The 13217-nt window shown below is 64.5% G+C and carries 12 protein-coding genes; 5 read left to right on the top strand and 7 right to left on the bottom strand.

The genetic code is table 11. The features are described from left to right. Positions 1-20: 20 nt before the first annotated feature. Positions 21-2249 carry an NADP-dependent isocitrate dehydrogenase gene (locus HV765_RS02325; RefSeq protein ID WP_175168638.1) on the bottom strand — a complete coding sequence of 743 codons (2229 nt, stop codon included), beginning with the start codon at positions 2247-2249 and terminating at the stop codon, positions 21-23. Positions 2250-2485: 236 nt separating this feature from the next. Here HV765_RS02325 and HV765_RS02330 point away from each other — a divergent pair, with 236 nt between their 5' ends. Both HV765_RS02330 and ilvA read left to right on the top strand, forming a co-directional pair. Next, positions 2486-2698: a hypothetical protein gene (locus HV765_RS02330; protein WP_175168639.1), complete on the top strand. Its 213-nt coding sequence runs from the start codon at positions 2486-2488 to the stop codon at positions 2696-2698. A 93-nt stretch (positions 2699-2791) separates the two neighbouring features. Next, positions 2792-4357, top strand: a complete 1566-nt coding sequence (gene ilvA, locus HV765_RS02335; protein ID WP_175168640.1) for a threonine ammonia-lyase, biosynthetic — start codon at positions 2792-2794, stop codon at positions 4355-4357. A 62-nt stretch (positions 4358-4419) separates the two neighbouring features. Here ilvA and HV765_RS02340 read toward each other — a convergent pair whose 3' ends face one another. The 5 genes from HV765_RS02340 to HV765_RS02360 form a co-directional block, all read right to left on the bottom strand. Beyond that, positions 4420-5367 carry a hypothetical protein gene (locus HV765_RS02340; RefSeq protein WP_175168641.1) on the bottom strand — a complete coding sequence of 316 codons (948 nt, stop codon included), beginning with the start codon at positions 5365-5367 and terminating at the stop codon, positions 4420-4422. 76 nt (positions 5368-5443) lie between these two features. After that, positions 5444-6250: an ABC transporter ATP-binding protein gene (locus tag HV765_RS02345; RefSeq protein ID WP_175168642.1), complete on the bottom strand. Its 807-nt coding sequence runs from the start codon at positions 6248-6250 to the stop codon at positions 5444-5446. A 2-nt stretch (positions 6251-6252) separates the two neighbouring features. After that, complete coding sequence (gene azu / locus HV765_RS02350) at positions 6253-6804, bottom strand: azurin (RefSeq protein ID WP_254600407.1); 552 nt, start codon at positions 6802-6804, stop codon at positions 6253-6255. 39 nt (positions 6805-6843) lie between these two features. Next, positions 6844-7926 (bottom strand): FecCD family ABC transporter permease, encoded by a 1083-nt coding sequence (locus tag HV765_RS02355; protein WP_175168643.1) that lies wholly within the window; start codon positions 7924-7926, stop codon positions 6844-6846. 7 nt (positions 7927-7933) lie between these two features. Further along, positions 7934-9196, bottom strand: coding sequence for an ABC transporter substrate-binding protein (locus tag HV765_RS02360; protein WP_175168644.1), 1263 nt, complete (start codon positions 9194-9196; stop codon positions 7934-7936). A gap of 243 nt (positions 9197-9439) precedes the next feature. On the opposite strand from HV765_RS02360, the gene HV765_RS02365 reads away from it, so the two are divergent. Then, a complete protein-coding gene (locus HV765_RS02365; RefSeq protein WP_175168645.1) occupies positions 9440-10630 on the top strand; it encodes a M24 family metallopeptidase in 1191 nt (396 codons plus the stop codon). On the opposite strand, the gene HV765_RS02370 is transcribed toward HV765_RS02365, so the two are convergent. After that, positions 10623-11591 carry a LysR substrate-binding domain-containing protein gene (locus tag HV765_RS02370; RefSeq protein WP_175168646.1) on the bottom strand — a complete coding sequence of 323 codons (969 nt, stop codon included), beginning with the start codon at positions 11589-11591 and terminating at the stop codon, positions 10623-10625. The two genes, HV765_RS02365 and HV765_RS02370, sit on opposite strands and share 8 nt — an antisense overlap. 92 nt (positions 11592-11683) lie before the next feature. On the opposite strand from HV765_RS02370, the gene HV765_RS02375 reads away from it, so the two are divergent. Continuing rightward, the gene (locus HV765_RS02375; RefSeq protein WP_254600408.1) at positions 11684-12199 is read left to right on the top strand and encodes a GAF domain-containing protein; all 516 of its coding nucleotides are present in this window, start codon (positions 11684-11686) and stop codon (positions 12197-12199) included. 17 nt (positions 12200-12216) lie between these two features. After that, positions 12217-13185 carry a Bug family tripartite tricarboxylate transporter substrate binding protein gene (locus HV765_RS02380; protein ID WP_054422989.1) on the top strand — a complete coding sequence of 323 codons (969 nt, stop codon included), beginning with the start codon at positions 12217-12219 and terminating at the stop codon, positions 13183-13185. Positions 13186-13217 lie beyond the last annotated feature (32 nt).

The following is a 13217-nucleotide window of genomic DNA, read 5'->3' on the forward strand; positions in this document are numbered from 1 at the left end:
ACGCCGCCAGACGGTGACGCTTAGCCGATGGAGGCCAGCACCTGGTTCAGCGTGGCGCTGGGGCGCATGGCTTGGCTGGCCTTGTCTTCGTTCGGCTGGTAGTAGCCGCCGATGTCAACCGGCTTGCCTTGGGCCGCCTTCAGTTCTTCCACGATCTTGGTTTCGTTTTCAGCGAACGCGCCCGCAGCGCCGGCGAACTGCGCAGCCAGGGCGCGGTCGTCGGTTTGTGCGGCCACGGCCTGGGCCCAGTACATGGCCAGGTAGAAGTGGCTGCCACGGTTGTCCAGGCCGCCGACCTTGCGGTCCGGCGACTTGTTTTCGTCCAGGAACTTGGCGGTTGCCTGATCCAGCGTCTTGGCCAGGATCTGAGCGGTCGGGTTCTTGTACGTGCGGCCCAGGTGATCCAGGGATTCAGCCAGCGCCATGAATTCGCCCAGCGAATCCCAGCGCAGAAAGCCTTCTTCCAGGAACTGTTGCACGTGCTTCGGCGCCGAACCACCCGCGCCCGTTTCGAACAGGCCGCCACCGGCAACCAGCGGAACGATCGACAGCATCTTGGCGCTGGTGCCCAGCTCCATGATGGGGAACAGGTCGGTCAGGTAGTCGCGCAGCACGTTGCCGGTGACCGAAATCGTGTCCAGGCCTTCGCGGATGCGCTTGACCGAGAACTTGGTGGCTTCAACCGGGTCCAGAATGCGCAGGTCCAGACCGCTGGTATCGTGGTCGTTCAGGTACTGCTTGACCTTGGCGATGATCTGGGCGTCGTGAGCGCGCTTTTCGTCCAGCCAGAAGACGGCGGGCGTCTTGCTGGCGCGGGCGCGGTTGACGGCCAGCTTGACCCAGTCCTGGATCGCGGCGTCCTTGGTCTGGCACATGCGCCAGAGGTCGCCGGCTTCCACGGCTTGTTCCAGCAGAACCTTGCCCGAGGCGTCGGTGACGCGCACGGTGCCCGATGCCGGGACGACGAAGGTCTTGTTGTGCGAACCGTATTCTTCGGCAGCTTGCGCCATCAGGCCCACGTTGGGCACGCTGCCCATCGTGACCGGATTGAAGGCGCCATGCTTCTTGCAGTCGTCGATGACGGCTTGGTAGACGCCGGCGTAGCTGCGGTCGGGAATGACGGCCTTGGTGTCTTGCAGCTGGCCTTCGGCGTTCCACATCTTGCCGGAGTCGCGGATCATGGCGGGCATGGACGCGTCGACGATGACGTCGCTGGGCACGTGCAGGTTGGTGATGCCCTTGTCGGAATTCACCATCGCCAGTTGCGGCAGGGTCTTGTAGGCGGCGTCGATGTCGGCGGTGATCGCGGCTTGCTGGTCAGCCGGCAGCGATTGGATTTTGGCGTACAGGTCGCCAATGCCGTTGTTGGGGTCGAAACCGGCTTGCTTGAGCACGGCGGCATGCTTGGTCAGCACGTCTTTGTAGAACACGGACACGACGTGGCCGAAGATGACCGGGTCAGAGACCTTCATCATCGTGGCCTTCAAGTGCACCGAGAACAGCACGCCGGTGGTCTTGGCGTCGTCGATCTGGGCTTGCAGGAAGGACTTCAGCTTGGCGGTCGACAGCACGGCGGCGTCGATGATCTCGCCGGCCTTGACCGGGGTCTTTTCCTTCAGGACCGTCTTCGTGCCGTCAGCGGCGGTCAGTTCGATCTTGACGTCGCCGGCATCGGCGATCAGGGCCGACTTTTCGGTGCCGTAGAAATCGCCTTCGGACATATGCGCCACGTGCGACTTCGAATCCGCCGACCAGGCGCCCATCTTGTGCGGGTGCTTGCGGGCGTAATTCTTCACCGACAGCGGCGCGCGGCGGTCGGAGTTGCCTTCACGCAGAACCGGGTTCACGGCGCTGCCCTTGACCTTGTCGTAGCGCGCCTTGACGTCGCGTTCGGTGTCGTTGGCGGGGGCGTCCGGATAGTCGGGCAGCTTGTAGCCTTGTTCTTGCAGTTCCTTGATGGCCGCCTTCAGTTGGGGCATCGAGGCGCTGATGTTCGGCAGCTTGATGATGTTGGCTTCGGGCTTGACGGCCAGCGCGCCCAGCTCGGCCAGGGCGTCGGACAGCTTCTGGCTGTCTTCCAGGTAATCCGGGAACAGCGCGATGATGCGGCCGGCCAGAGAGATGTCGCGCGTCTCAACCGTAATGCCTGCGGGCTTGGCGAATGCCTGGACGATGGGCAGCAGCGAACGGGTTGCAAGCGCCGGCGCTTCATCGGTGAGGGTATAGATAATCTTCGGAGTAAGAGACATGATCCTTGAATCTGTTCGGCGCATAGCGCTTTCGGCGCAAACCCGAACATGCTAAGCGGCGTACGCCGGTAGATGTTGTCGAGAGTGGGTTCGTATGGGCAGAGGCGGGGCGGACCCCGGATTTGCTCAATCCGGCAGGCGCCTGCCCTTTATTTGTTGGCTCGATAACTCGGCCAATCTGGGAAGTACGACTGCCACGAAGGCGACATTGTAAACCCGTGACAAGGGCGCCGCGCATGGAAATAGCTGCAAAATGCCGTCTTATGAGCAGGATATCGCGGCTATATGCGTGGGATATGGCGGATGGCGTTCGCGGATTCACGCTTGGCGCCGTTTCCGCCTGGTGTGATTTGACAAAATCCGGCGCCAAGCGCATTCTTTGCGCCATGAATTTCCGCGCCGTCCGCATTTCGCTGATTATTACCATCATTCCAAGAATGGTGGGTTAGCGCGCGACCGCAATAGTCACAAGCCACCCGCCCCACGAGGCGGGTTTTTTGTGGCCGCCTCTGCCGGGCACGTTTCCTAAAGCAGAGAACCGCATGCAAGCCTCCCCGACCGACACCGCTTTCCAGTACGGCAACGCCTCGCCCATGGAATACCTGCGGCAGATTCTGACCGCGCGCGTCTACGACATCGCCCGCGAAACCGAGCTGGACCCGGCGCGCGGCCTGTCAGTCCGGCTGAACAACACGGTGTTTTTGAAGCGCGAAGACAATCAGCCGGTGTTTTCCTTCAAGGTGCGCGGCGCCTACAACAAGATGCGCAACACGCCGCAGGCGGCGCTGGACCGGGGCGTGATCACCGCGTCCGCTGGCAACCACGCCCAAGGCGTGGCCATTTCCGCCGCCAAGCTGGGCGCGCGCGCCATCATCGTGGTGCCGCAGACCGCGCCGCAGGTGAAGGTGGACGCGGTGCGCGCCCACGGCGGCCCGACCGTCACGGTGGTGCAGGCGGGCGATTCCTATAGCGACGCCTACGCCCACGCGCAAACGCTGGCGCAGCAGCATGAGATGACCTTCGTGCCCGCCTTTGACGACCCCTATGTCATCGCCGGCCAAGGCACCGTCGGCATGGAAATCCTGCGCCAGCACGCCGGCCCGCTGCACGCGATCTTCGTGCCCATCGGCGGCGGCAGCCTGGCCGCTGGCGTGTCGGCCTATGTGAAATCGGTGGACCCGTCGGTGAAAGTGATCGGCGTGCAAACCGAAGATTCCTGCGCGATGGCGCAATCGCTGAAGGCGGGCGAACGCGTGAACCTGGCGGAAGTGGGGCTGTTTTCGGATGGCACCGCCGTGAAGCTGGTGGGCGAGGAAACCTTCCGCCTGTGCCGCGAATACCTGGATGAGGTGATCCTGGTGGACACCGACGCCGTGTGCGCAGCAATCAAGGACGTGTTCCTGGATACGCGCAGCGTGCTGGAACCGGCGGGCGCGCTGGCGGTGGCGGGCTTGAAGAAATACGTTGAACGGGAAAACGCCCAAGGCTTGTCGATGGTGGCCATCACGTCGGGCGCCAACATGAATTTTGACCGCATGCGTTTCGTGGCGGACCGCGCCGAAGTGGGCGAGGCGCGCGAGGCCGTCTTCGCAGTCACCGTGCCCGAAGAACGCGGCAGCTTCCGCCGGTTCTGCCGCGTGATCGGCCAGCGCAGCGTGACCGAATTCAACTACCGCATTGCCGACGCGCACACCGCGCACATCTTCGTCAGCATGCAGATTGCGCGCCGGGGCGACGCGGCCGACATCATGGCGGCGTTGCAGGAACAGGGCTTTTCCGCCAGCGACCTGACGAACAACGAGGTCTCGAAGCAGCACATCCGCTACATGGTGGGCGGGCGTTCGCCACTGGCGGGCGGTGAACGGCTGTTCCGCTTTGAATTCCCCGAGCGTCCCGGCGCGCTGATGAAGTTCCTGTCAGAGATGGCGCCCAACTGGAACATCAGCCTGTTCCACTACCGCAACCAGGGCGCGGATTTCAGTTCGGCGTTGGTCGGCATCCAGGCGCCGCTGGCCGATAGCGCAGCGCTGGACGCCTTCTTGCAGCAACTGGGTTATGCGCATTTTGAAGAGACCCACAACGAGGCCTACCGCCAGTTTCTGATCTGACCCGACCCGTCCCGACGGGACCAGACCTGATCTGGTCGGGTCTGGACTGAACCCGTTCCGGGTCAGCCCGGTTTGCAGTTCGCCTTGGCGGCTGACTTCGCGGTGGGCAAGGCGACGCCCGGTTTGAGCTGCAACGTGGCGCGGCCCTGCGTTTGCTCCAATTGCAGCGTGGCCGCGCGCCAGGCGGGCACATCGTCAAATAAGACTTCCGGCCGGGATGACGACGGGTACAGCGGATCGGGCCGGTTGAATTCGATGGCGGGAAGCGCCAGGCATGTGTCTTTGAAGTTCAGCCGCGCCAGTTCACGCCCGTCGCTGACGCGCACCGCGCGAAACGCCAGCGGCGCGTCCACGAACTTCGTGACTTCCGGCACGATGCGCATGTCGCCCTGCGCGTCCTTGATGCGCGTGGCGGGCTGCACCACCACCACATCGCGGACGGGCGGAATGGCCAGATACGCTACATCGCCGTCCACATCCAGCAGTTTTCCCTGGCCCAGATTCATGGCTTTGAGCGGCGCGTGGCGGATCAGCACCGTTTCTTGCCAGGCGGTTTCCACGCGCGTCCAGCCAGGCAGGCGGGCGTCTTCGAAGCGGGTGCCGCTGGGTTTGTCGCGGTCGCGCTGGTTCGATAGCGCCAGCCGGTTCACGCGCAACGCGCCGTTGGCGACCTGCAAGTGGGCCAGGACCGGATCGGTGGTCGAACTGGTGAAGTAGGCCAGCACGGCATCGGTTTCAAGCGCCTTTGCGTTGGCGGCGCAAAAAAACGCGTTTGAGGCCATGTCGCGGCCGTCGGGGTAGAGCTGCTTGCCGACGTCCCGGCCGCAGAGCTTGTTGCCCTGGAACGTAATGGTGGTGCTGCGGGTGTTTTGACGCTGGCCGGTGTTCCAGTCCTGACGCCCGCCGGTGGTGATCTCGACAACGAGGCCGTGGTTGTCGTAGATGATTGATGCGCCTGCGGGCGCGGCAAGCAGGCTGAGAAAAAACGCCATGATGCGGCTTCTCGTCATTTCCGCGGACTCCCTGGGATGGCTGGACCGGTAAATATATACCGCCGCCATGATGTGCCGCCGCCGTCCTGTGGCTTCAGATCCCGGCCAGCCCATCCACGTGCACCTGCGCCTGCCCCTGTGGGCAGCGTTCCACGCGGGCTTGCACGCGATAAACCTCGCGCAACGAGTGCGGCGTGACGACATCGGCGGGCAGGCCCTGGGCCTGAATCGCGCCGCGATGCAGCAGCAGCGCGTGGTCGGCGTGGCGCAGCGCGATGTTCAAGTCATGCAGCACCACCAAGGTGATCAACCGGTGCTGGCGCGTCTGACGGCGCAGCACGTCCATCACATGAAATTGATAGTTCAGGTCCAGCGCGGACAGTGGTTCGTCCAGCAACAGCAGGCGAGGGCGGCGCACCAGCGCCTGCGCCAGCGAAGCCAGTTGCTTCTGGCCGCCCGACAATTCGTCCAGATAGCGGCTGGCCAAGGCGGAGATACCCAAGTCGTTGATGACGGCCAACGCGTCCTGCATCAGCGCCTGACCCGTCGCGCCTTTGCGGGCCGTGCCATTGCCCGCCGCACGCCCCGAGCGCGCAGCGACCAGCACGGATTCGAAGACCGTCATGTGTACGCCTTTGGGCAAGGCTTGCGGCATGTACATGGCGCGCTCGGCCCGGCGCGCGGGGGAGGCGCGCGCCAGGTCTTCGTCGTCCAACAGGATCGCGCCGCGCATCACGGGGTTCAGCCCGGCCAGCGTTTTCAGCAGCGTGGATTTGCCGCTGCCGTTCGGCCCAAGCAGCGCAGTGACCGTGCCTTCGGCCAGCGGCCCGGCGCTAAGGTTCTGTAGCACCGGCCTGCCGCCGTAGCCAGCGTCCAGCCCGCGAATGTGCAGCGCTGTCATCGTCAGGGTTGCAGCACCAGCGTGCCGCGCATGTGTTGGGCGTGCGCGGGGAACGAGCAGTAGTAGGTGTACGACTGCCCGGCGCGCAGGCGGCTTACCGGGAAGGTCACGGTGGCGGTTTCGCCGCCGCCCAGCATCGGGGTCTTGGCCAGGATGCGCGCGTCGCCGGGCGCCAGGAACTCATGCTGCACGCCGGCTTTGATGCCGTCGACCATCACGGCGTCAATGTCTTCCGTCTTCGTCAGCACCCAGTTGTGGCCGGCCTTTTCCTTGCTGTTCTTTCCGGTGTGAATCAGGCGCACGGTGAACTCGGTGCACGTGGACGGCACGACGATATGGTCGGGGCCGAACTGTTTTCCGGGGCGGCCTTCGACGTCGATGGCGCAAGCAGCGGGGGCCACTGCGGGGATTGCGGCGGGCGTATTGGCGGATGCATGGGTGGACGCGTTGGCGGATGCGTTGGCGTCGCTATGGGAGGCCAATCCAGCGGGGGCGGCTTGCGCGGCGCCAGCGAACAGCAAGCTGGCCAACGCCAGGGTCAGGCGGGAATGCATCAGGGGAGTCTCCTTATGGGATGCAGGCTTAGGGGGACGTCAGGCGCGCTTTAACGCACGCACGACGATGGTGAGAAAAAACGGAATGCCAACCAGCGACGTCACAATGCCCACGGGAATCAGCGCGCCGGGCAACACCGTCTTTGACGCGACCGACGCCAGCGACAGGATCAGCGCTCCCGCCAGCGCACTGCCGGGCAGGTAATAGCGGTGGTCTTCGCCCAGCAGCAGGCGCGCGATGTGCGGGGCGACCAGGCCAACAAAACCAATCGTGCCGACGAACGACACCGCCAGCGCCGCCAGCGCGCTGACGCGCAACAGGCTGACCAGGCGCAGCCGTTTGACGTCAATGCCGAAGCTGGCGGCGCGCTCTTCACCCAGCCGCACGGCGGTCAGCTTCCAGGCGTCGCGCATCGAAAAGGGCAGGGCCAGCGCGACGGCCGCCGCCATGACGGACACCGTCGTCCAGTTGGCGCGCGCCAGGCTGCCCATCGTCCAGAACACAATGCCCTGCAAGGCCTCTTCGCTGGCCACGAATTGCAGCAGCATCACCAGCGCCTGAAAGGAATAGACCAGCGCAATGCCGAACAACACCACGCCCAACGTCGAACCGCCGCGCCAGCGCGCGACGCGTTCCAGAATCAGCACCGACACCAGCGTGCAGGCAAAGGCCGAGACCGATACCACCATGCCGGGCGGCAATGCCGGCACATGCCAATCCAGCGTGATCGCCAGCGACGCGCCAAAGGCCGCCGCCGCCGACACGCCCAGCGTGTAGGGGCTGGCCAGCGGGTTGTCGAGCATCGTCTGCATCTCGGCCCCGCCCAGCCCCAGCGCCACGCCGACCAACAACGCCATCAGCGCGTAAGGCAGCCGGAACTGCCAGACGATGACGCGCGTGCCAGCGCTGGCCGCGTCCGGATGCAGCAGCGTGTGCAGCAGGTCGGCCAGCGGCAGCGCCGCCGGGCCGCTGGCGATGTCGGCGAGCAGGCTGGCGAGGATGGCCAGCGCCAACACCGCCGTCAGGAACAAACGCTTGCGCACCGTGCGGCGGTACGCGGCGATGGCATCGTCTGCGCTTGCCGCAAAGGTCGGCGCGGCCGCCGTGGTCGGGCTGATCATGGTGCGATTAGCGGATGGATGGGGCGGCAGCGGCGGAAGTGCCGGCAGCGGCGGAAGTGGCAGCAGCGCCGGAAGTTGCGGCAGCGGGGGAAGTGGAAGAAGCGGCGGAAGTGGAAGAAGCGCCGGAAGATCCAGCAGGCGCCGTCCAGTACGTTCCCGCGTTGTCCACGTTCAGAAACTGGCGGTACAGCGTGTCCAACGTTTCCTGCGGGTTCAACGACGCAGCGCGTTCGGGGTAGAACCACTTGGCCATGGCTTCGATGGCCGCCACGTTGTAGGGCGAGTTGTAGAAGGCATGCCAGATACCGTAGGCGCGGTGCTGCGTCACGGCGCTCAGGTCGCGGATGCCATCGCGCGCCAGCAGCGTGGTGAGGCTGTCGGCCGACACTTGTGCGGCGGCGCCCGGGCCAACCAGCAGGCCCGGGCGGCCGGGTTCCGAACGGCTGCCGGTGGCAATGTAGACATCGGGTTTGGCGTCCAGCAGGAATTCCAGACTGACGTCGCCGATCGCGCCGGGCAAGACGGGGGCCGCCACATTGACGCCGCCCGCCGCCTCCAGCAAGTCTCCAAAGCTGCCATTACCGGTGGTGTGGCAGCACGCCGGCCACACGCCCGCCAACATTTCCACGAACACGCGCGGGCGCTGCGCCTGCGGCACGGGCTCCACAATCTTGCGCACGCGCGCCAGCCGTTCTTCATAGAAAGCGATATAGGCGTCGGCTTCGGCCTGGCGGTCCAGCGCCTGCCCCAGAATCCGCATGCTGGGCACGGTGTTCTGCACGGGGTGCTGGCGGAAATCGATGAACACAATCGGAATGCCGGCATCTTGCAGCGCCGTGATCATCGGGTTGTTGCGCCCCGGCCCGTGGCCGCTCAGGCTGAACACCGCCACATCGGGCGCCAGCGACACGATCTTCTCGGGGCTGACGCTGGCTTCGGACGTCTTGCCGATCAGCGGCACATGGGCTGCTTTCGGATAGCGCGTGACGAGCTGGTTCCAGGAATACGGGTCTTGCTGTTTCAGCTCGCCTTGCCAGCCCACCACGCGGGCAACCGGGTCCTTCTGGTCCAGCAGCGCCATTGCGAAGACAAAGCGGCCTTCACCGAGCAGCACGCGTTTGGGGTGGTCAGGCACGGTGACGGTACGGCCGGCCAGGTCGGTGACCTGACGCGCGTGGGCGGCGGGCGCGACGCCAAACACGGCGCCAAATCCTGCGCCGAGCAGGGTGGTGGCGGCCAAGGCCGCGCGAAGCAAAGAGAGCGTACGCATCGAGACATCCAGGGTTGCGCCGTTGGCCGCGGGCTTGCGGGTAACGCGAACCATTCTTATCGACACGCAGTGTCCGCCAAGCCGTCTCAAGAAATCGTTAAGACGTGGCGGCGGTGCGGTGGGCACCGCACCGGCATGCAATAACGCTTATGGAACCCTCAGGTTTATTCATTGGGCGCTAATGCGTCGCCTGCCCATAATCCAACAGGCCTACGCGAGACACCTCACCCATAAGGAAACGCCATGCCTAAACTCACCCACGCCGTCTGGCATTACCGGCGCGACAAGATGACCGCCCTGATGGACGATCTGGCGGTTGACGCCATCATCTTTACGTCAGCCGACTTCTTCCAGTTTGCGACCAACTTCCACACCGACGTCTTGCCCTGGGAACGCCCGATCTTTGCCGTTGTGCCGCGTAACGGCACGCCGTTCCTGGTGATGAATGAGCTGTCCACGCACCATATGCAGTTTTCCCAGGAGCAGGGAAAAGTCTGGATCACGGACATCACCTACTACGCGGAACATCCGCGCGTGTCGAACCGGTTGCCCTTGATTACGCAGTTGCCTGAAGTCTTGGCGGCAAGGCTTGCGGCGGCGGGGTTGGCGCGGTCGCGCATCGCAGTTGAAGGCGGCAGCCCAGTGCTGGCGCACGTGGGCCGCATCCTGCCCGAAATGGTGCTGCGTCCCGCCACGCCGGAATGCCGGTCACTGCGCTGGCAAAAGCATGAAGAGGAACTGGCGGTGATGGCCGCCGCGGCCTCCATTTCGGATTGGATTCAGGATCGCTACCGCGAAAACATCCAGCCCGGCCGCTTGGTGCAAGAGCTGGACTTTGCGATGGCGTCGCTATTCGTCCAGGAAGCCGCCAGGCGGTTTCCTGGCGAGCATTTCGAAGTGATCCGGTGCTGGACTTTGAGCGGCCCAGCGTCTGCGTCGCCTCATGGCGATGGCGCGTCTTGCGGCGCGCGCATCAACAAGGGCGATGTGCTGGTCAACATCGTCATCCCGCGCCTGAACGGCCTGACGATTGAAAACGAACGCACCTGGTTCTGCGGCGCACCCTCGGCCGAACAGACCCGGCTCTGGTCCGCCGCCCGAGCCGCCAATGAAGCCGCCATTGCCGCCGCGCGCACGGGCAACCCGGTCTGCATGATGGATGCGGCGGCACAGGCCGAGATCGAAAAGGCCGGCTACGCGAACTTTATCCGCCATCGAACCGGGCATGCGGTAGGCATCATCCACCATGAATACCCGGAAGACATGGCGTTTTGCCAGCGCCCCTTGCTGGACAACGAGGTCTATTCGGCCGAACCCGGCATCTACGCCTATGGCATTGGCGGCTTCCGGCTGGATGACACCGTGGTCGTGGGCGACACGCCGCGCGTGTTGACGAACACGCCCAAGAGCCTGGAATACGCGACGGTCAAGTAGCCGCAGCAGGGCCAGCGCCGCCGCCTTCGAGCAGGCGCTTGGCTTCTTCACGCAGCGTCTCGCACAGGTCCGGCAGCACGATGCTGGGCGAGTTCGCTGCCCACAGCATGCCAATGGGGCCGAACTCCAGGCGCGACGGCATGCGCACGATGCTGATCAGGTTCCAGCGCTCGTACATCTGCGCAACGGAACTGGCCAGCGTGGCGATGTAGTCGCGGTCTTGCAGCATGGACAACAGCGCCACCAGCGAACTCGTTTCCACGGCCGGGCGGGGCGGCGGCATGCCCGCATCCGACACGGCCTGGTCCAGCCGCACCCGCGACAACGTGCCGGGCGGCGGCAAAATCCACGGATAGCCGTCCGTGTCTTCCCAGCGCGGGGCAGCCAATTCCGCCAAGGGGTGGCCGCGCCGCGCCACCACGCTGAACGTATCGGTCATCAGCCATTCGGTGCACAGGCCGGAGCGGCTGGCGCGCACATCCAGCGGGCCGATGATCAGATCAATTTCACGTCGCTCCACGCGTTCCACCAAGGGCTCAAGCAATCCCTCAACCAGTTCGATCTGCACCTTGGGTGAACGCTGATGCAGCGCGGCAATGGCGCGCGGCAGCAAGACGGGGGCGGCGGACAGGATCGTGCCGATATGCAGATGCCCGGCCACGCCGCCTTTGACCGCTTCGATCTCTTCGCCGGTGCGCGCGGTGTCGCCCAGAACGCGGCAGGCGTAACGCCACAGCGCGCGCCCGGCCTCGGTCAGCGCCAGCGTGCGGCCGCGCACAAATAATGGCGTGCCGACCAGGTCTTCCATATCGCTTAGCCAATGGGACAGCGCGGGCTGCGTCATGTGCATCGCCTTGGCGGCGGCCGTCACGGTGCCGGCGCTTTCCAGCGCGGCCAGCACTTGCAGGTGACGCAGCTTCAGGCGGCGAGTCCAGGAGAGTTCGGTCGGGGTGGCATCCATACGGAAATGGTAATGGATATCTCAGCTTTATTCATTGGCCGGATATGGGTGTTGAACCCCAAAATGCTTCATCCCTTTCATGAGGCAGACCCGTGACGAGTTCAAACGATTTCACGCCGCAAGCGCTGGCGTTGGGCTGTGTGGCGCAGGCGTTGACGCAAGATTCGCAGCCAGAACGCGGCTTGCAGGCGCTGGCTGCTGCGCTGTCAGACCGCATCGGATATCGGCTCTTCACTGTCCTGGTGCTGGACCGGCAGGCAGGCTTAAGCCGGCGGTACTTTTCGAGCCAGCCCGTGGCCTACCCGACGGATGGCGCCAAACCCATCCGCGAAGACAGCGACTTCTACGCCCGCGTGGTCCAAGATGGAACGCCGCGGATCTGCAACGACCGCCACGACTGCCAACAGGCGTTTCCGGATCACGATCTGATTTTCTCGCTGGGCTGCGAAAGCGCGGTCAACGTGCCGGTGCGTTGGAACGGGCAAACCATTGCGTCGTTGAACCTGCTGCATGAAGCGGGCTGGTACCGGCAAGACATGCTGCCCGAACTGGCCTGGTATTCGGCGCTGGCCATTCCGGTCATACAAAAAATTAACCACACAACCTGAACTCCAGGGGGAAAACCATGAAACGTCTTAGCGCAGGAATCGCTGCATTGTTGATGTCGTTGGGGCTGGCGCCGGCCTACGCGGCGGATGCGTATCCCACCAAACCCATCACGATCGTCTATCCGTATGCGCCGGGCTCGGCGTCGGACACCATGACGCGGCTGCTGGCCGATGCCATGTCCAAAAAGCTGGGCCAGCCCGTCATCGTGGAAAGCAAGTCGGGGGCGGGCGGGTCAATCGCTACCGAACACGTCGTTCGAGCCGCGCCCGACGGCTATACCTTGTTGCTCAGCGCAAGCGGCACCATCGCCGTCAATCCGCATATCTATAAGCTGCGCTACAACCCTGTAGAAGACCTGGCGCAGATTTCCATCGCAGTGGAAGTGCCGTTCGTGTTTGTCGTCAGCAAGGATTTCCCGGCGCAAGACTACGCGTCGTTCAAGGCGCTTAGCAAGCAGAAATCAGGCGGCCTGACGTCTGCTAACGCGGGGCTGGGCACGCAGGCCCATTTGACGCAGGCCGCCTTCGCGAGATTGGCCGGCGTCAACCTGAACATCATTGGCTATAAGGGCGCGGCGCCCGCCGTCAACGACATTCTGGGCGGGCATGTGGACTCGATGATGGACAACGCCGCGTCGCAGATTCCGTATGTCACGTCGGGCAAGACGACGGCGCTGTTCGTCACCAGCGACTACCGCTTCGACGGCTACCCCAAGGTGCCCACGGCCAAAGAGCTGGGCATCACGGGGCTGGTGCCCGCCGGATGGTTCGGCCTGGCCGCACCCAAGGGCACGCCGCCCGCCGCCATCGACAAGGTGCAGACCGCGTTGACGGCGTCGCTGAAGGAACCCGACATCCAACGCAAACTCAAGGAACTGGGCTGGGTGATCGTGGGCAATACCCCCGAGCAGGCCTTGGAACGCGCGCGAGCCGACTACACGCTGCTGGGGCAAGTGGTTCGCGACATTGACTTGAAGCCCAACTGAGGCGGCTGGCGGGGCCGGGCGCAGGCGCATAC

This window comes from Achromobacter kerstersii (assembly GCF_902859595.1).
In the GTDB taxonomy this organism is placed as follows: domain Bacteria; phylum Pseudomonadota; class Gammaproteobacteria; order Burkholderiales; family Burkholderiaceae_B; genus Achromobacter; species Achromobacter kerstersii.